Origin of the sequence: Providencia sp. JUb39 (assembly GCF_012272845.1) — a bacterium.
Classification (GTDB): Bacteria; Pseudomonadota; Gammaproteobacteria; order Enterobacterales; family Enterobacteriaceae; genus Providencia; species Providencia lanzhouensis.
Window position 1 is genome coordinate 2,952,291 of the sequence record NZ_JAAWXD020000001.1, and the last position, 17,974, is coordinate 2,970,264.

At 43.9% G+C, this 17,974-nt stretch carries 17 protein-coding genes and 1 other RNA gene; 6 read left to right on the forward strand and 12 right to left on the reverse strand.

Annotated elements, in window-relative coordinates:
- Positions 1–38: 38 nt before the first annotated feature.
- Genes recJ through xerD form a run of 3 tightly spaced genes read right to left on the reverse strand, consistent with a single transcriptional unit; the run spans position 39 to position 3,402 of the window.
- Positions 39–1,772, reverse strand: coding sequence for a single-stranded-DNA-specific exonuclease RecJ (gene recJ, locus HFU86_RS13845; protein WP_187129488.1), 1,734 nt, complete (start codon positions 1,770–1,772; stop codon positions 39–41).
- 8 nt (positions 1,773–1,780) lie between these two features.
- Positions 1,781–2,482, reverse strand: coding sequence for a bifunctional protein-disulfide isomerase/oxidoreductase DsbC (gene dsbC, locus HFU86_RS13850; RefSeq protein ID WP_187129489.1), 702 nt, complete (start codon positions 2,480–2,482; stop codon positions 1,781–1,783).
- 17 nt (positions 2,483–2,499) lie between these two features.
- The gene (gene xerD / locus HFU86_RS13855; protein WP_132495764.1) at positions 2,500–3,402 is read right to left on the reverse strand and encodes a site-specific tyrosine recombinase XerD; all 903 of its coding nucleotides are present in this window, start codon (positions 3,400–3,402) and stop codon (positions 2,500–2,502) included.
- Between the two features lie 117 nt (positions 3,403–3,519).
- Here xerD and fldB point away from each other — a divergent pair, with 117 nt between their 5' ends.
- Positions 3,520–4,038, forward strand: a complete 519-nt coding sequence (gene fldB, locus HFU86_RS13860) for a flavodoxin FldB (protein ID WP_187129490.1) — start codon at positions 3,520–3,522, stop codon at positions 4,036–4,038.
- A 25-nt stretch (positions 4,039–4,063) separates the two neighbouring features.
- On the opposite strand, the gene HFU86_RS13865 is transcribed toward fldB, so the two are convergent.
- Both HFU86_RS13865 and sdhE read right to left on the reverse strand, forming a co-directional pair.
- A complete protein-coding gene (locus HFU86_RS13865) occupies positions 4,064–4,474 on the reverse strand; it encodes a protein YgfX (RefSeq protein ID WP_132495768.1) in 411 nt (136 codons plus the stop codon).
- On the reverse strand, positions 4,455–4,721 hold the full coding sequence (gene sdhE, locus HFU86_RS13870; RefSeq protein ID WP_187129863.1) for an FAD assembly factor SdhE: 267 nt from the start codon (positions 4,719–4,721) through the stop codon (positions 4,455–4,457). The genes HFU86_RS13865 and sdhE overlap by 20 nt, the downstream gene beginning before the upstream one ends.
- A gap of 291 nt (positions 4,722–5,012) precedes the next feature.
- Between sdhE and ygfZ the strand changes: the two genes are divergently transcribed.
- Together ygfZ and HFU86_RS13880 are read left to right on the forward strand one after the other, a co-directional pair.
- A complete protein-coding gene (ygfZ, locus tag HFU86_RS13875) occupies positions 5,013–5,999 on the forward strand; it encodes a tRNA-modifying protein YgfZ (RefSeq protein ID WP_187129491.1) in 987 nt (328 codons plus the stop codon).
- An 11-nt stretch (positions 6,000–6,010) separates the two neighbouring features.
- Entirely contained in the window at positions 6,011–6,631 is a 621-nt protein-coding gene (locus tag HFU86_RS13880; RefSeq protein WP_187129492.1) for an HD domain-containing protein, read from the forward strand.
- Between the two features lie 69 nt (positions 6,632–6,700).
- Here the strand turns inward: HFU86_RS13880 and gcvP are convergent, their stop codons facing one another.
- From gcvP to HFU86_RS13915, 7 genes are all read right to left on the reverse strand, one after another.
- Positions 6,701–9,577, reverse strand: coding sequence for an aminomethyl-transferring glycine dehydrogenase (gene gcvP / locus HFU86_RS13885; protein WP_187129493.1), 2,877 nt, complete (start codon positions 9,575–9,577; stop codon positions 6,701–6,703).
- 191 nt (positions 9,578–9,768) lie between these two features.
- Entirely contained in the window at positions 9,769–10,161 is a 393-nt protein-coding gene (gene gcvH, locus HFU86_RS13890) for a glycine cleavage system protein GcvH (protein ID WP_036951141.1), read from the reverse strand.
- A gap of 92 nt (positions 10,162–10,253) precedes the next feature.
- Positions 10,254–11,348 carry a glycine cleavage system aminomethyltransferase GcvT gene (gene gcvT / locus HFU86_RS13895; RefSeq protein ID WP_132495776.1) on the reverse strand — a complete coding sequence of 365 codons (1,095 nt, stop codon included), beginning with the start codon at positions 11,346–11,348 and terminating at the stop codon, positions 10,254–10,256.
- Between the two features lie 475 nt (positions 11,349–11,823).
- A complete protein-coding gene (gene ubiI / locus HFU86_RS13900; protein WP_108478269.1) occupies positions 11,824–13,050 on the reverse strand; it encodes an FAD-dependent 2-octaprenylphenol hydroxylase in 1,227 nt (408 codons plus the stop codon).
- Between the two features lie 25 nt (positions 13,051–13,075).
- Positions 13,076–14,254 (reverse strand): 2-octaprenyl-6-methoxyphenyl hydroxylase, encoded by a 1,179-nt coding sequence (gene ubiH, locus HFU86_RS13905; RefSeq protein ID WP_187129494.1) that lies wholly within the window; start codon positions 14,252–14,254, stop codon positions 13,076–13,078.
- 37 nt (positions 14,255–14,291) lie between these two features.
- The gene (gene pepP, locus HFU86_RS13910; RefSeq protein ID WP_187129495.1) at positions 14,292–15,614 is read right to left on the reverse strand and encodes a Xaa-Pro aminopeptidase; all 1,323 of its coding nucleotides are present in this window, start codon (positions 15,612–15,614) and stop codon (positions 14,292–14,294) included.
- Positions 15,615–15,778: 164 nt separating this feature from the next.
- Complete coding sequence (locus HFU86_RS13915) at positions 15,779–16,357, reverse strand: YecA/YgfB family protein (RefSeq protein ID WP_036951150.1); 579 nt, start codon at positions 16,355–16,357, stop codon at positions 15,779–15,781.
- 221 nt (positions 16,358–16,578) lie between these two features.
- Between HFU86_RS13915 and zapA the strand changes: the two genes are divergently transcribed.
- The 3 genes from zapA to HFU86_RS13930 all read left to right on the forward strand — a co-directional run bounded on the left by zapA (position 16,579) and on the right by HFU86_RS13930 (position 17,935).
- Positions 16,579–16,908: a cell division protein ZapA gene (gene zapA / locus HFU86_RS13920; RefSeq protein ID WP_036951152.1), complete on the forward strand. Its 330-nt coding sequence runs from the start codon at positions 16,579–16,581 to the stop codon at positions 16,906–16,908.
- 110 nt (positions 16,909–17,018) lie between these two features.
- Positions 17,019–17,201, forward strand: a non-coding RNA gene (ssrS, locus tag HFU86_RS13925) — 6S RNA.
- A 143-nt stretch (positions 17,202–17,344) separates the two neighbouring features.
- Positions 17,345–17,935, forward strand: a complete 591-nt coding sequence (locus tag HFU86_RS13930; protein ID WP_187129496.1) for a 5-formyltetrahydrofolate cyclo-ligase — start codon at positions 17,345–17,347, stop codon at positions 17,933–17,935.
- The last annotated feature ends 39 nt before the right edge of the window (positions 17,936–17,974 follow it).

A 17,974-nucleotide genomic window follows, 5' to 3' on the forward strand; every position in this document is an offset into this window, starting at 1 on the left:
ATCAATCCTCTATTTCTGAACGAACTTTTACCGTGGTTTTAATCGGGCCAAATATGTTCAATCATCAATTGCACATTTTTATTACCGCGAAACTCGTTCACATCTAACTTAAACGCAATTTTCGCTTTTTTGACGCTATTATCTGGCCATCTACGGACATCAATATTGAACATAATGCCATCCAACATCGGTCCTCCATTGACGGGTTCTAACATCAATTTTAGATGTTTCTCGCCCACCAGTTTTTGTTGCAATAACTGGAAGTGCCCATCAAATACAGGTTCAGGAAAAGATTGCCCCCACGGACCACTTTCGCGAAGTAATTCCGCCGTCTCTAATGACAGTTGATTACGCAATAATTCGCCGTCACTCCAAATAACGCCCGATAATTGCTCAGGTTGAATAAGTTCTCCCATCAGCATTTCAAAATGGTATTTGAATGCGTCAAATTTGCTCTCTTCAAGCGACAGACCCGCAGCCATGGCGTGCCCACCAAACTTTTGCATTAAACCCGGTTGCAGCGTATTTAATCGCTCTAATACATCGCGCATATGAACGCCCTGCACTGAACGACCAGAGCCTTTTAATAACCCATCTCCGGCAGGTGCGAACGCAATAACGGGGCGATGGAATTGCTCTTTAATTCGTGAAGCTAAAATCCCAACCACCCCTTGATGCCATTCGGGATGATATAGCGCTAAACCGTTCGGTAACTGATTTTCGCTGTATTCTATTTTGTTAAATAGCACCAATGCTTCTTGCTGCATACCCGCTTCAATTTCACGGCGGGTCTGATTTAAACCATCTAACTCATTGGCTAGTTGGCGTGCATGTGCCATATCATCCGTCAGCAGTAATTCAATGCTAACTGACATATCATCAAGCCGACCCGCAGCGTTAAGTCTTGGTCCCAGCGCAAAGCCAAAATCATTCGCGACCAGACGAGAGGCATCTCGTTTGGATACCTCAATTAACGCTTTGATCCCAGCGCAGCAGCGCCCTGCTCTCACTCGGTTCAACCCTTGATGCACCAGAATGCGGTTGTTCGTATCCAATGGCACCACGTCTGCTACAGTACCCAGTGCGACTAAATCAAGGTATTCCGCTAAATTAGGCTCGCTGATCCCTTGCTTTTCAAACCACTGCTGCTGACGTAAATGAGCTCTTAACGCTGACATTAAATAAAACGTTACCCCAACACCCGCCAGTGATTTCGAGGCAAATTGGCAATCATTAAGATTCGGGTTGATGATAGCATCCGCTGTCGGTAGCGTTTCTCCCGGTAAATGGTGGTCAGTAATAACCACTTTCATCCCATACTCGTGAGCAGTCACCACACCATCATGAGAAGAAATACCGTTATCTACCGTAATAATCAGGTCCGTTCCCTGCTTATAGGCTTCATCCACCACTAATGGCGTTAAACCATAGCCGTTTTCAAAACGGTTCGGGACGATATAGTTTAAATTCCTATACCCCATCGCTTTAAGCGCACGGATAGCTAATGCTGTGCTCGTTGCACCATCAGCATCAAAATCCCCAACGATAGTGATTTTTTGGTGCTCCACCAGCGCCAAATAGAGCAGCGTTAGTGCATTTTCAACCCCTGATAGCGAACGGTAATCAAGCAAATTAGACGCTTTACGCTCCAATTGAGCGAGAGAAGTTATCCCTCTAGAGGCATAAATGCGCTGCAAAAGTTCAGGAACATTAGGTAATGCCGCGGCATTACCTGTTAATTCTCGTTGACGTAAAAAAGTTTCGACATTCACAATGATGATTATTTCTGCTCAAGTATTTGGAGTAATTCGTCAGGTTTTAAAAAGCCAGGGAGCACTTGTCCGCTTGGTAAAATAATGGCTGGCGTTCCCGTAACCTTAAATAATTGACCTAATTTCAAATGATTACCTAAATCAATTTTGCAGTCATCAATCATGGCAACTTCGTCACCTTTGAACGCTTTAGTCAACGCATCTTTTGGTAACGCATTACACCAGATTGATGCCATCTGTTTTGCTGTGTCGCTCTTCATTCCTTGACGTGGGAACGCTAAATAGCGCACTGTTACCCCTTTGCTGTTTAACTCACCCACTGTTTCATGTAATTTCTTACAGTAACCACAGCTAATATCAGTAAAGACCGTTATCGCATATTTTTCATTGGGTGCTTTGAAGATGATCATCTCGTTTTTCAACGCTTCCATCTTCTTCAGTAAAGGTTGGTTACTGATGTTCACCGGTACTTTTCCGCTGAGATCATAAATTGGACCTTGTAACAGGTATTTACCATCGTCCGTCACATAAATTACGCCGTTATCCGTTTCCACCGTATTTAATCCCACAATTGGGGAAGGCTTAATGGATTCCACTTGCATATTATAATGTGCCAGTTTTTCGATAATCAGTTTTTCTTCCGTTGCGCCATAAACCGATGCCGTAAATGACGCGATGCAGGCGGCTAAAACAAGTAATTTGCGTTTCATATTTATCCTTTCACCCATCACCCTCTCGGATGATGCTGCTCATGTAAAGCACGTAGCCGCTCAGTGGCGACATGTGTGTAAATTTGGGTTGTGGATAGGTCACTGTGACCTAACAACATTTGTACAACGCGCAAGTCCGCGCCGTGATTCAATAAATGGGTTGCAAAAGCATGCCTTAATACGTGAGGAGATAACGCATCCCCATCAATATTCGCAAGAACGGCATAATATTTTATTCGGTGCCAAAATGTCTGGCGGGTCATCTTTGTACCACGTTTGCTTGGAAATAAAACATCGCTAGTTTTCCCATTCAGTAAATCTGGGCGCCCCTGCGCTATATATTTTTCCAGCCAGTAAATCGCCTCTTCTCCCAGAGGGATCAAACGCTCTTTATCACCTTTACCAACGACTCGAACAACGCCTTGACGCAAGCTGATATCCGAAAATGTCAGCCCCGTCAGCTCAGAGACTCGCAAGCCACAGGCATACAATACTTCCAACATGGCTTTGTCTCGTAACTCGAGCGAGTCTTCAGTCGCAGGTGCATTCAGCAAATCTTCAACTTGTTGTTCACTAAGATCTTTGGGTAATCGCTGCGGAATTTTGGGTGCTGCGATCACCGCGGAAGGATCATCCGCTCTTATCTTTTCGCGGTAAAAATATTGAAATAACCGGCGAATCGAACTTAATAAACGCGCAGAACTTGCGGCTTTGTATCCGCCATCAATACGTTCTGCGAGAAAAGATTGTAAATCAATCGACTGAACACTTTCCAAATGCAATTGCTGTGCATCCAACCATCTATCTAATGATTGGAGGTCATTACGATAAGATGCCAAGGTGTTTTCAGCAAGATCTTGCTCCAACCAAATTGTATCAAGAAACTGTTCAATTAACGGATTTAGTTGTTTACTTTCCACGCCAGATCCTATGCCTCTTTATGATTACAGTGCAATCTATTATGCCTGATTGTAGCACCATCTGTTACAATACGTCCCTCGTGATAAAAACCAGCGCTGGATATAGTAATAATATATATGAAAATAGGTCTTTTTTACGGTTCAAGTACCTGCTACACCGAAATGGTCGCAGAAAAAATACGTGACATTCTTGGTGATGATTTCATTACCCTCCATAACGTCAACGATACACCGCCAGAATTAATGGAACAGTACGACGTTCTTATTTTGGGGATCCCTACGTGGGATTTCGGTGAAATTCAGGAAGATTGGCTAGAAATTTGGGAAGCGCTTCCCAAACTTAACCTTGCGGATAAAATGGTCGCAATGTATGGCATGGGTGACCAAGTTGACTATAGTGAATGGTTTTTAGATGCACTCGGTATGCTATATCATCAGCTTAAACCGACTGGCGCACAATTTATTGGCTTTTGGCCGACTGAAGGTTATGAGTTTGAAAGCCCGAAACCGCTCACGGAAGATGGTGAGATGTTTGTGGGTCTTGCATTAGATGATGTGAACCAGTTTGAACAAACCGATGAGCGAGTCGCACAATGGTGTGAGCAGATCCTACAAGAAATTGAAGCTGCTCTTTAAGCGCCAAAGACAACTAACTGCAATATCAAATATCAGGGTATTGCAGTAGTAATTGATTGAGATTACGCCAATTCTCTTCGGAAACAGAATCCTTTGCAATCCACAAGCGAAGCTTCTGGGGCTTACCTTGCAGTGCATTAAGCGTTAATAAAATACCAAAGCGGCTACACCATGGCGCTTTGATAATTTCCCACTCATTCTTTTTCCATTGAAGCTTATTGCCATTCACCAATACAGCCACACCTTTGACTTTACTGATATTTTTTTGGCTTTTTGCCCAACTAGCTACCAATACGACTAATAATGGTAGCCAAATCATTGAATTACCTGGAGCCCATGGCGCAACAAGCAAAATAATGCCCGTTACCCCATGAAGACAGGTGGAAAAAAGCTGAGTTTTCCATGAAATGGAAAGATTAGATTTCCACAGGACCACGATTTTTATTTCTTTCTTGAATGAGTTTAATCATAGAGAACAGTTCTTCGTCCTCCGGACGCCCGTGATTCATCAGCCAATTGAACAAATCCGGATCTGGACACTCGAGCAGGCGCACAAAAACGCGCTTATCGTGGTCTGTTAGCTCGTCATATTCATATTCATAAAATGGCATGATAGAAATATCAAGCTCACGCATGCCTCTCCTGCACGCCCAATGAATTCGCGCCTTGTTATTGATATCGATTTGACTTTGCCCGCTAGGCATTCCATTATCCATTTCACTACGACCTTTTGTTGCAGTTGACTGATAAGATTGATTATTTTAAATACTCTATCAGATAATCTGTCAATAAAACATGTCACACTCTACATAGTTCACATTTTAGGTTGTAAAATACCGTTTTTCTACAAACTATTTACCCTCTTATGCTGAATAATAGGTTAATGGCACTTTAGTTCGGTTTGAGGCTTGCAATGTGACCTAGCTATTTTACCATTAAGCACCATTATCAAATAAAGAACAACAGGTGAAATCATGACTTCCCATGTAGACAACGCACAACAGTTTCCCCTTGATTCTCAGTCTTTACCCCTTGTTTTGATTTCACTGGAAAACTGGGAACTTATCCACCTACACGGCGCTGATGCAGAAAAATATCTGCAAGGACAAGTCACCGCCGATATCAGCACACTTGAGCACGCACATACACTAACCGCACATTGCGATCCAAAAGGAAAAATGTGGAGTGACCTACGTTTATTCCAGCACTTAGCCGGTTATTCTTATATTGAAAGACGCAGTGTTGCTGATGCCCAACTCGCAGAGTTAAAAAAATACGCTGTTTTCTCTAAAGTCACTTTTGAAAAGAAACCAGAACTGAAATTACTGGGTGTGGCAGGTCAAGGCGCACGAGAAGCGCTTTCATCCGTGTTCGCCACACTACCCGATACCCAAAACCAAGTCATCGCAGAAGGCAACAGTACCCTTCTACATTTTGACCTTCCCGCAGAGCGATTTTTAATTATTACAGACGAAGCGACTGCGCAAAACATCACCGAGACCTTAAATGCGACATTGGTTTCTGACCAACAATGGTTAGCATTAGAAATTGCGGCGGGCTTTGCCGTTATCGACCAAGAAAATAGTGCCCAACATCTGCCACAAGCTGCAAATTTACAAGCCATCCCTCACGGAATTAGCTTTAAAAAAGGCTGCTATACCGGCCAAGAAATGGTTGCACGCGCCAAGTTCCGTGGTGCCAATAAACGCGCGATGTACTGGCTAACGGGCACTGGCTCCTCACTTCCAACTATTGGTGATGGTGTTGAGTGGCAACTCGGTGAAAACTGGCGCCGTACCGGAACAGTACTAGCCGCCGTGCGTTTAGGGAATGGAGAGCTTAGCATCCAAATCATCATGAACAACGATATGGAAGCGGATAGCGTGTTTCGCGTTATGGGTGACGAGCAAAGTCGCCTGACCATTGCACCACTGCCTTATTCATTAGAAGAAGATAAATAATTGGGGTTTTTATGTCATCTGCAATAAGTAATAAGCCACTCGACGTTTTGAATTTTGGGGCTTTTACTGAAGTCGTCCAATTTTTGATGGAGCTCGATAAACTGAAAAGCGTTTATCGCAAGAATAAATTATTAAACCGTGAAAGACACGAAAACACCGCCGAACATAGCTGGCAGTTTGCTGTTGCTGCTATGGCTTTTGCCCCTTATGTGCCGGGCGTTAACCTTGAACGCGCCATTAAACTTGCGCTCGTTCATGATATCGTCGAAATTGATGCAGGTGACGTTTTGGTATTTGATAATGCCGCTCGTGAAGCCATTCATGATGAAGAAGTCAAAGCAGCTAACCGCCTGTTTAATCTACTGCCAAGCCCGCAAAATGCTGAATTCTTAGCATTATGGAATGAATATGATGCCGTCGAGACATTGGAATCGAAATATGCCAATGCCATTGATAGAGCCATGCCGATGTTATTGAACTTGCATAATCAGGGCCAAAGCTGGGTTGAAAACCATATTCGTTATGAGCAGGTCGTCAGTAAATGTGACTATATTCAGGAGATCCTCCCTGAATTTTGGTTGCAGCTTAAACAGCAATTAGAGCAAGCCCACCAAAAAGGCTGGCTGCTGTAGTTAAAAAAATAAAACAAAAAACGCCAGATCAATATCTGGCGTTTTTATATTAAAAAGCTAAAAAATTAATTACATATACTCATCGATAGGCACACAAGAGCAATGTAAATGACGGTCACCATAAACATCATCAAGGCGTTTTACCGCTGGCCAGTACTTGTTCACTCGTGTTGCGTGAGATGGGAATACCGCCAATTCACGGCTATAACCATGTGTCCACTCTTCCGCCAACTCAGTTTGAACGTGTGGCGCATTGACTAACGGGTTATCTTCCAGCGTCCATTTACCTTGAACCACTTGATCAATCTCATCGCGGATAGCCAGCATTGCATCGATAAAGCGATCGATTTCCACAATACTTTCTGACTCAGTAGGTTCGATCATCAACGTACCTGCCACTGGGAATGACATGGTTGGCGCATGGAAACCATAGTCAATCAAGCGCTTAGCAATATCCAGCTCACTAATGCCCGTATCTTTCTTGATTGGGCGCAGATCCACGATACATTCATGAGCCACATACCCTTCTTGTCCGGTATAGAGGATCTCATAGCGACTCGCTAAACGCTTCGCAATATAGTTCGCGTTTAAGATTGCCACTTGGCTGGCTTTTCTCAGCCCATGGGAGCCCATCATGCGGATATACATCCAGCTAATTGGCAGAATAGAAGCGCTACCAAATGGTGCAGCAGAAACCGCACCTTGTTCGGTCAGCATTTCTTGAGTGACGACAGAGTGCCCAGGAACAAACGGCGCTAAATGTTTTTTCACACCGATAGGTCCCATACCAGGGCCACCACCGCCATGAGGAATACAGAAGGTTTTATGTAAGTTCAAGTGAGACACATCCGCGCCGATAAAGCCCGGTGTTGTCAGCCCCACTTGAGCGTTCATATTCGCACCATCTAAGTAAACTTGCCCGCCATATTGGTGGATAATTTCACACACTTCGCGAATGCTCTCTTCATACACACCATGAGTTGACGGGTAAGTCACCATCACGCATGAGAGCGCTGCACTGTGCTCCTGCGCTTTTTCTCGCAGGTCAGCAAGGTCAATGTTACCTTCATCATCACAACGTACCACCACCACTTCCATACCCGCCATATGAGCAGAGGCTGGGTTGGTTCCGTGAGCAGAGGCTGGGATCAAACAGATATTACGTGCGCCTTCATTGCGGCTTTCATGGTAACGACGGATAGCTAACAGACCCGCATATTCCCCTTGAGCCCCTGAGTTAGGTTGCATACAGACGGCATCATATCCTGTCAATTGCACTAGCCAGTGAGAAAGTTGCTCAATCATTTGGTGATAGCCTTGTGCCTGCTCCGGTGGGCAGAACGGATGTAATTCACCAAATTCAGGCCACGTAATTGGCAGCATTTCAGCAGCGGCGTTAAGTTTCATGGTGCAAGAACCTAATGGGATCATCGCTTGGTTCAACGCTAAATCCTTGCGCTCTAAGCTGTGCATGTAGCGCATCATTTCCGTTTCGCTATGATAACGATGGAAATTTGGATGGGATAAAATCACGTCATCACGCAACATGGCTGCAGGAATTGCACTTTCACTTTCCGAAACTTGCTTATCTAATTTTTCGAAATCCAGTTTTTGGTCAGTACCCGTGATCACAAAGAACAGTTCGTTGAGATCTTGGCGAGTGGTAATTTCACTGAACGTAACGCCCACTGCACCGTGAATATCTGTGCGTAAGTTTATTTTTGCTTTTTCAGCGCGCGCTAAGACAGCCGCTTTGTCTGCCACTTCGAGTGTCAGAGTATCGAACCACGTTTTATGGCGCAGAGCGATGCCTGACTCTGTCAGCGCTTTCGCAAAAATTGAGCTAAAGCGATGAATGCGCTGAGCAATCATTTTCAAGCCTTCAGGCCCATGATACACCGCATACATCGCGGCAATATTGGCCAGTAAAACTTGGGAAGTACAAATGTTGGAGTTCGCTTTTTCACGGCGGATATGCTGTTCACGAGTTTGCATCGCCATACGTAGCGCAGTATGACCTGCAGCATCACGAGAGACCCCGATAATCCGCCCCGGCATTGCACGTTTGAATTCATCTTTACACGCAAAGAATGCAGCATGAGGACCACCGTAACCCATTGGTACACCAAAACGCTGCGCTGAGCCGAAAACAATGTCAGCCCCTTGTTTTGCAGGTGCTGTCAATAACACTAATGCCATCATATCGGCAGCCACACAGCTGACAATATTCTTCGCTTTTAGTTTGGTAAATAACTCGCTGTAATCATGAATATTCCCTGTGGTGCCAACTTGTTGCAGTAATGCACCAAACACACCTTCGTGCTCCAGCACTTTTTCCGCACTGTCGACAATCACTTCAAAGCCAAATGTGCCTGCACGAGTCCGCACAACATCAAGGGTTTGAGGATGGACGTCATCCGCAACGAAAAAGCGTTCTGCATTTTTCAATTTACTGATGCGTTTTGCCATCGCCATGGCTTCTGCTGCCGCTGTCGCTTCATCCAGCAAAGAAGCTGATGCTAAATCTAAGCCCGTTAAATCAATCGTTAATTGCTGGAAATTCAGCAGTGACTCAAGACGACCTTGGGAAACTTCGGGCTGATAAGGGGTATAAGCCGTATACCAGCCTGGGTTTTCGAGCAAATTACGTAAGATAACAGGAGGAAGGATCACTGGGGCATAGCCCATGCCGATATAACTTTTATAACGTTTATTTAGGGAAGCAATCCCTTTTAATTCTGCGAGCGCTTCTTGCTCGGTTGCACCACCGCCGACTCTTGGTGGCTCAGGCAGTAAAATGGCTTTCGGGACAATTTTGTCCATTAAATTATCGAGGGAAGTCGCGCCAACAGTACCTAACATGGTTTTTATTTGTTGTTCTGATGACCCTATATGGCGCGAGATAAATTCTGAACGGTTTTCTAGTTGACTCAGTGACATCGACATATCTGTGTTCCCATCCTTTTTGCTATGCGTAGCGTAGGTTATTAGACTCTAGCGATGATAAAACCTATTGATAAACTGCGAGATAAGTAGACTAGTTCAAACTAACCTTGGTTAAAAAATATTCATTATTTTCTTGATATTTCGCACTGTAGCCAGCGATTACGCTACAGTGCGAAACATGATGCAGTAGATTACTCTTCCGCAGCGATCATGCTCAGATAACCTTGAGCGTCGATAAGGTCAGCTAACTGAGAGTCATCGCTCATCTTAATACGGAAAATCCAGCCTTCTTGATATGGCGATTCGTTCACCAGTTCTGGAGAGTCGCTGAGCGCACTGTTAACTGCAATAATTTCACCACTAATCGGTGCATAAATATCGGATGCTGCTTTCACAGATTCAACGACAGCACAGTCGTCCCCTGCGCTCACTACATCACCCACATCGGGTAAATCAACAAACACCATGTCGCCTAAAGTTTCTTGCGCATGTTCAGTAATACCCACAGTGAACTCACCATTTCCTTCATCACGCAGCCATTCGTGTTCGCGGGTATATCTTAATTCTTTAGGTGCATTGCTCATTTCTAGCCTCTCTTGTGATTCTGACCATATGTTCTTGAGAAAAAGTTTTTGAGAAAACGTTTTAAAATCAATTTGTATTAGAAAATATCTAATTACACTAATGCTTTACCTTCACGGACAAATCCTGGTTTTACCACTTCAACCGGCATTTCCCGCTGACGAATTTCAACGATGGCGTGATTTTTAATGTCACTCGGTACACGCGCTAGCGCGATACTGAAACCTAACGTTGGAGAGAATGAACCACTAGTGATCACTCCCTCATGCAATTTACCTGATTCATCTGTAAAGCGCACAACCTGTTCAGCACGTAAAATGCCTTTTTCGCGCATCACGATACCCACTAGCTTATCGGTACCTTTAGCTCGCTGTTTTTCCAGCGCTTCACGGCCGATAAAGTTTCTGTCTTGCGGTTCCCAAGCAATTGTCCACCCCATATTGGCCGCTAATGGAGAAATAGACTCATCCATATCTTGCCCATAGAGATTCATACCCGCTTCAAGACGTAGAGTATCACGAGCGCCTAAACCTGCTGGATGAACGCCTGCCTTCAGTAATTTATGCCAGAAATCCACGATATGCTGTTTCGGCATCGCAATTTCATACCCTTTTTCACCGGTATAGCCCGTAGTCGCAATAAACAGATCACCAGTTTGAACACCATAAAAAGGCTTCATATCTTTAATGGCAGCACGTTGTTCTTCGGTCAGCAACGTGTGAACTTTTTCTTGAGATTTCGGACCTTGAACGGCAACTAACGCCAAATCATCACGTACAGTAATCGCGACCGCATAATCTTTCGCGTGCTGCTCAATCCATGCAATGTCTTTGTCTCGCGTCGCAGAGTTAACCACAAGGCGGTAGAAGTCATCTTCAAGGTAATAAACAATCAGGTCATCAATCACACCACCTGATGCATTCAGCATACCGGTATACAGTGCGCGACCTTTGATGGTGAGCTTAGCAATATCATTGGCGAGAAGATAACGAAGAAAATCACGGCAACCTTCGCCATGTAGGTCAACAATCGTCATGTGGGAAACATCAAACATTCCTGCATCGGTTCGAACAATATTATGTTCGTTGATTTGCGAACCATAGTGCAGTGGCATCATCCAGCCATGAAAATCCACCATTTTTGCGCCGCAGGCTATATGCTCATCATATAGAGTCGTTTGCTTTACCATGAATACCCTCTTTACATTACTGTGTCTGATGGGGTGATTGCGTAATGAACGGCATAAATTTTTTTCTGTGAATCCCGTTTCATCAAAACGCAAATCATCGGATTTGATTCAAAACTGCTAACATTCGAAATTGGATGCTATAAATAAAAATAGGGTGATGTACTCTCTGTATTACTGATTGCGCCCTCACATTACCAGTGGTTTTTGTTAAATAATTGAGAGCGATCACTCAATCCCTTCATATTTGGCTTATTAGTGCGCAAAATATCATCGTAATTGAGACTTAACCCAAAAATGTGGATAAATTAGGAAAAACACATAAATTAGAAAAACTAATCCGAAATGACGGGTAAATTAGTTTTTCTCAGTTATTGATAGGCAAGACGGGATGCGAACAAGATGGAATGATAAATAAAAAACCTGAGTATTTAGAATTAAACACTCAGGTTATTAGGAAGAGAGAATTTAGGCGGAATTAAGCGTTATTAGTCGGTAGTTGCTTTAGCCATTTCGGCATATCCGATAAGCCCATCGCGTGGTTCAGTAATTGAGGTTTAACACCCGGTAAACTGTCCGCTAAAACAAGACCAATATCTCGCAACAATTTCTTCGCAGGGTTGTTGCCATCAAACAGTTCACGGAAACCTTGCATTCCCGCTAACATCACCGCTGCGCTGTGCTTGCGGCTACGTTCATAATCACGTAAATAGAAATATTGACCAAAATCTTTGCCTTCACGATGTAGCCTTCTGATTTCACCAATCAGCATAGCGACGTCCATAAAACCAAGATTCACCCCTTGGCCCGCCAAAGGATGAATGGTGTGAGCCGCATCCCCGAGTAGCGCTAAACGCTGCGCCGCAAACTGACGCGCATAACGTCCGGTTAATGGGATAGTTAAACGGTCGCTTTCTAATTGGCAAAAACCTAAATTAACATCAAATGCGACGGTCAATTCTTTCTCAAATTCTAACTTATCTAAATCTTGACGACGCGCAGCGGCTAAGTTTGGCTGAGACCAAACAATCGAACATAAGTGCGGGTCGCTTAGCGGTAAGAACGCGAGGATGCCTTCCCCATTAAAAGCTTGGCGAGCAATACCTTCATGGGAACGTTCGGTTCGAATGGTTGCTACCAGTGCGGTATGTTCATAATCCCAGAAAGTGAGCGGAATATCTGCATGACTACGCAGCCATGAATTTGCGCCATCAGCCCCGACTATCAAGCGAGCCGTCAGCATATTTTCATCATCTAACGTGATGAAAACGTCATTTTCTCCCCATACCACCTTCTTGATGGTTGCAGGGGCCAGTAAAGTTACATCACGCAATTGACTGGCTTTTTGCCATAAGGCATCGCGCACCACATTGTTTTCAACGATATGCCCTAAATGGGAGAGATTTTGGTCTTTAGCAGAAAAAGCAATACGACCGAAACTGTGGTTATCCCACACTTCCATCCCGCTATAGGCGGCAGCACGCATCCCTTTGATTGCTGACCATACATCTAAATGAGTCAATAATTTTTCACTGGCGGCATTGATTGCCGACACGCGTAGCGCATGGGGATCGTTAGCAGAGAATGGCGTTTTAGGTGGATGGTTTTCAACGACCGCCACACGTAAACCACTGCCTTCGAGTCCACATGCCAGTGCGAGTCCAACCATACCACCACCGGCGATAACCACATCAAACGATTGCATATTTTTATTCCTCTTAGTTTTGTGGTTATTTATGTGCGACCCAGCCAAGGGTTTGGCGGGCTAAAACATCACGAACAGGCGGCAACATCTCCATCGCCATCAGACCTAAATTACGCCCCACAATTAATGGGAAGCAACGATTAGCAAATAAGCGCACCAGACCATCGGTCATGGTGACTGTTTTTTCTCGATCGGCTAATCGGGTTTGTTGGTACTGACTTAGCAATGAATAACTGCCAATATCTTGCTGATTATCATGAGCATTGACGACTAACTCAGCTAATTGCATGACATCACGGATCCCAAGGTTGAAACCTTGCCCTGCAATTGGGTGTAATGTTTGCGCTGCATTTCCCACCAGCGCAACACGGTGACTGACAGGATTCACCGCTTTTCTTAACACTAATGGGTAACAATTACGTTTACCAGCTTGGGTTATTTCCCCTAAACGCCAGCCAAATGCTTGCTGTAATTTGCGAATAAAGGTTTCATCATCCCACGCATTAATATCGTCAGCATGTTCTTGGTGATGACACCAAACTAACGAGCTACGCCCTTCGGACATAGGTAATAATGCCAAAGGACCAAATTCAGTAAAGCGTTCGAAGGCACGCCCTGCGGGGTCAATCGATGTTTTCACATTAGCAATAATTGCCACTTGTCCATAATCATCTTGCTGCCATTGCATATTGCAAGCTTGACCAATCGCAGAACGGCTACCATCCGCCGCCACTAATAAACTGCCCGTGATTTGCTCACCGCTGTCTAACGTGACAGTCACGTTGTCCACTGTACGCTCAACATGCTCCACTTTAGCGGGACAATAAAGTGTAACGCCGGGTGCTTTACGTAACAGTGAAAATAAACGAGCGCCTGCTTCATGCAATTCGATCACATTACCCAATTCAGTGATTTGGTGATCTTCAGCATGAATATTAACGAACCCTGCATGCCCTCTATCAGACACATGAACGTGATTAATGGGGGTAACGCAATCAGCAAATGCAGACCAAACACCTATCGACGATAGGTACTGGCAAGTGCCGTGCGCTAACGCAATCGCTCGTGCATCAAAGCCCGGATGCTGATTATCCGGTTGAGATGCTTCGATTAGTGATACCGAAACACGTCCTTGACTGAGTGATGAAATTGCCAGTGCCAATGTCGCGCCAGCCATTCCTCCCCCAACAATAATCACATTCATAGGTTGTTAATTACCTTCTATTATTACTTTTTACTGCTTAACCTAAGCGTTTTTTAGCCGCCGCCATTAACGCTTCAATTTCATCAGGATCTTTAACGACCATCGCCGTTAAGTTTTCATTCCCATCTTCAGTGATAAGAATGTCGTCTTCGATACGTACGCCGATACCACGATATTGAGGCGGTACGTCAGCATCTGGCGCAATATATAATCCTGGTTCAATGGTTAGCACCATGCCCGGCTCTAAAATGCGGTCTCTTTCTACACCGTAAAAACCGACATCATGAACATCTAAGCCCAGCCAATGGCTTAAACCATGCATAAAAAATGGATGATACGCTTTGTTTTCGATCAATTGTTCGACGTCACCCTGCAAAATGCCTAATTTCACTAAGCCTTCTGTTTTAATGCGAACAATTTGACGAGTCACTTCGTGGATACTGGTGCCTGGGCGGTAAAGTTCTAATGCGGTGTTAATAGATTGAAGAACGATATCGTAAATTTCACGCTGTTCTTTGGTGAATTTTCCATTCACAGGGAAAGTTCGGGTGATATCCCCTGCGTAACCTTCTAACTCTGCACCGGCATCAATCAGGACTAAGTCCCCATCTTTCATCGCACATTCATTTTCTGTGTAGTGCAAAATGCAGGCGTTTTCGCCACTACCGACGATGGTGTTATAAGATGGGAAACGCGCACCATGGCGAGTAAATTCATACTCAATCTCACCACAGAGTTGGTATTCATACATATTCGGGCGGCAAGTTTCCATTGCACGAATATGGGCTAATGCTGAAATTTCACCCGCTTTGCGCATGACGGCCATTTCTGCATCCGACTTAAATAGGCGCATTTCGTGCACCATTGGACGCCAGTCAATGAGCGTGCGAGGGGCTTTTAAGTTGCGACGGCTTCCTCGACGCAGAACATCCAATGCACCGAAAACCAGTTTATCCGCGTAATCAAACTCACCTTGGGCGTGATAAACCACATCGAGACCATTGAGTAATTGATAAAGCTGGTCAACGATTTCATCGAATGGCAGCGCTTTATCAATACCTAATTTTTCTGGTGCAGCATCTTGTCCTAAGCGACGCCCAAACCAAATTTCTGCGGTGAGATCGCGAACACGGTTGAATAGCACGGTGTGGCTATGTTTCTCGTCACTTTTTATTAAAACTAAAACCGCTTCTGGCTCACTAAATCCAGTCAGATATAGAAAATCACTGTGCTGGCGATACGGATATTCGCAATCCGCATTACGTTGTGCTTCAGGTGCTGATAAAATAATAGCAGCACTTGCTGGCGCCATTTGAGCCAATAATGCATTACGACGAGAAATAAATTCCTGCTTATTCATACCGTTATTGCCTTATTATTTGGGTTTTAGGTTGGTTGCTTGTTTGATAATTAGCTAAAAATCAAACGGCAATCAGTTCAAATTAGGTAAATCCGTTCCTTAACCGTAGGTGACTGGCAATGCAGAAAGCCTACAGTTAGTGGGTCGCTACCTAATATTATAGATTAGTGAAGAACGGGCTTGATATTCTCAACAGCGGTTGGGCCTTTTTTCGGCTCAGCCAATGCGATATAACACAGTTGAACGGCAACTCTCACATATTCAACAACTTCTTCTAATGCTTGCTCTAACTCTTCTTGGTCTTCTTCTTCATCATAACCAAGCATACCGATGTTACGTAGATCAGTAATTACTTCACTAATCTCTTTTTTATCAGTCAGTTTAGGTTGAGCAACGCCAATGCCAAGTAAGAAGTGGTTAACCCAGCCAGCTAGTGCGTCCGCATGGTCAAACACAGAAGCGTCTTCATCTGGAAATAGCATATTGAATGCAAATTCGGTGTCATCTAATGCTTCAAATGTGAGGTCATACAGTTCACGCAGCGGTTGTGAAACGGTTTGCGGAAACGCAAGTCCGTCATTTGCTAGATCATGAACAAGGGTTTGCCAACCGAGGTCACGGCTTCCTCCACAAATCAGTCCGGTTATTAAACCATGGATCTCGGCGGCAGTCAGTGCGATTGAGTGCTGTTGGAGTAAGTTGTCCAACGATTCATAGTTAGGTAAAGATTTTTGTATAGACATCTGAATTCGTCATGTTAGCTTGGGATTCGTGATATGCTACCACCAAGGATAGCCGCTAGACCAGTCTGCTTTTTTTGTCTGAGTTATTATTAGCTTATTTTTATTCTAAACTAGTAATATATCGCCAATGCCTATCTAAGCATAAGCTATGCAAAAATTAACAACATTTACGCCAAATGTCCTACTTTTATTGGCGAAAAAGATTTTAGTATGGAGGTATCATGTCCGCACAACCCGTTGATATTCAGATTTTTGGGCGCTCTATGCGCGTTAATTGCCCAATAGAACAAAAAGAAGCGCTCTTAGAGTCAGCTAAAGAATTAGAAGAACGCTTAAAAACGTTAAAAGACCGAAGCGGTGTTACTAACACTGAACAACTTATTTTCATTGTCGCATTGAACGTCTGTCACGAATTAGCACAAGAAAAGACAAAAACGCGCGATTATGCTTATAATATGGAAGAGAAAATAAAAGTATTGCAGCAGACGATTGAACAAGCGTTGCACGATCAGGTGAAAATCACTGAGAGGCAGGTATTGCCCCTAGAGTAAATATGCTTATTAATCAATCACTAGTAAAAAAATAAAACGAAAAATTAGGTTGCATTTACACTCTAATTTCGTACAATGAAATCACTGAGTAACGAAAGTTCTCAAAACAAATTTCTCTGAGATGCGCGTCAGTGGGTAAGTCCCCTGAGCCGATATTTCATACCAAACAGAATGTGGTTATTGCGCTGGTGAGCATGCCTGATTCGCTCAGGAAGCCTAAAGGTTGCTAAACTGCGTTCACCTTGAACCAAGGGTTCAAGGGTTACAGCCTACAACGGCATCTTGGAGACCTCCCTTCTATTTAGTCTTTTCTATATTCTTTGCACAAAATCTCAAACCCACACTAAAAATTACGTATTCCTTGCGATATACTATTTTGTAAATTTTTCCACGAGTTATCAACTTGATATTAGGAATATGATTTATGGAAATGGTTATGTCAGATACGTTATCTTCACTACGTCAGCAAATCCGTAAATCTATTCGAGCTACCCGGCGGGAACTGACGCCTGAAGTCCAAGATGATGCGGCACAACGCATTATCGCCCACACACTTAATCACCCAAAAGTCACACAGGCTAAAACTATCGCCCTATTTCTTTCGTTCGATGGTGAAATTAATACATGCCCATTAATCCAAGCCCTTTGGGATCACGGTAAACAAGTTTATCTTCCCGTTATTCACCCTTTTAATCCTCACCACCTATTATTTTTGCACTACACGCCGAAGACTATCTTAGTAAAAAATAAATTTAATATTGAAGAGCCACAATTGAATGTATTAGATGTATTACCTATCGAGCGACTGGATATTATGATGATCCCGCTGGTGGCTTTTGATAGCCAAGGGCAACGATTAGGAATGGGAGGCGGATTTTATGATAGAACATTGGCAAATTGGAAACAAACTGGCTTTTATCCTATTGGACTCGCCCATGATTGTCAGTTAGTTGAAGATTTACCTGTCGCGCACTGGGATATTCCGTTACCAGAAATTATTACCCCGAAAAAAATATGGCGCTGGTAAATACCAACGCCACTGTGCTTTTAATGAAATGTTTTTAAT

Excerpts from the sequence above, each read along its gene's own strand:
- dsbC (WP_187129489.1), bottom strand. The coding sequence starts at position 2,482 with ATGAAACGCAAATTACTTGTTTTAGCCGCCTGCATCGCGTCATTTACG.
- fldB (WP_187129490.1), top strand. The coding sequence starts at position 3,520 with ATGAAAATAGGTCTTTTTTACGGTTCAAGTACCTGCTACACCGAAATG.
- ygfZ (WP_187129491.1), top strand. The coding sequence starts at position 5,013 with ATGACTTCCCATGTAGACAACGCACAACAGTTTCCCCTTGATTCTCAG.
- HFU86_RS13880 (WP_187129492.1), top strand. The coding sequence starts at position 6,011 with ATGTCATCTGCAATAAGTAATAAGCCACTCGACGTTTTGAATTTTGGG.
- gcvP (WP_187129493.1), bottom strand. The coding sequence starts at position 9,577 with ATGTCGATGTCACTGAGTCAACTAGAAAACCGTTCAGAATTTATCTCG.
- gcvH (WP_036951141.1), bottom strand. The coding sequence starts at position 10,161 with ATGAGCAATGCACCTAAAGAATTAAGATATACCCGCGAACACGAATGG.
- gcvT (WP_132495776.1), bottom strand. The coding sequence starts at position 11,348 with ATGGTAAAGCAAACGACTCTATATGATGAGCATATAGCCTGCGGCGCA.
- ubiI (WP_108478269.1), bottom strand. The coding sequence starts at position 13,050 with ATGCAATCGTTTGATGTGGTTATCGCCGGTGGTGGTATGGTTGGACTC.
- ubiH (WP_187129494.1), bottom strand. The coding sequence starts at position 14,254 with ATGAATGTGATTATTGTTGGGGGAGGAATGGCTGGCGCGACATTGGCA.
- pepP (WP_187129495.1), bottom strand. The coding sequence starts at position 15,614 with ATGAATAAGCAGGAATTTATTTCTCGTCGTAATGCATTATTGGCTCAA.
- HFU86_RS13915 (WP_036951150.1), bottom strand. The coding sequence starts at position 16,357 with ATGTCTATACAAAAATCTTTACCTAACTATGAATCGTTGGACAACTTA.
- zapA (WP_036951152.1), top strand. The coding sequence starts at position 16,579 with ATGTCCGCACAACCCGTTGATATTCAGATTTTTGGGCGCTCTATGCGC.
- HFU86_RS13930 (WP_187129496.1), top strand. The coding sequence starts at position 17,345 with ATGTCAGATACGTTATCTTCACTACGTCAGCAAATCCGTAAATCTATT.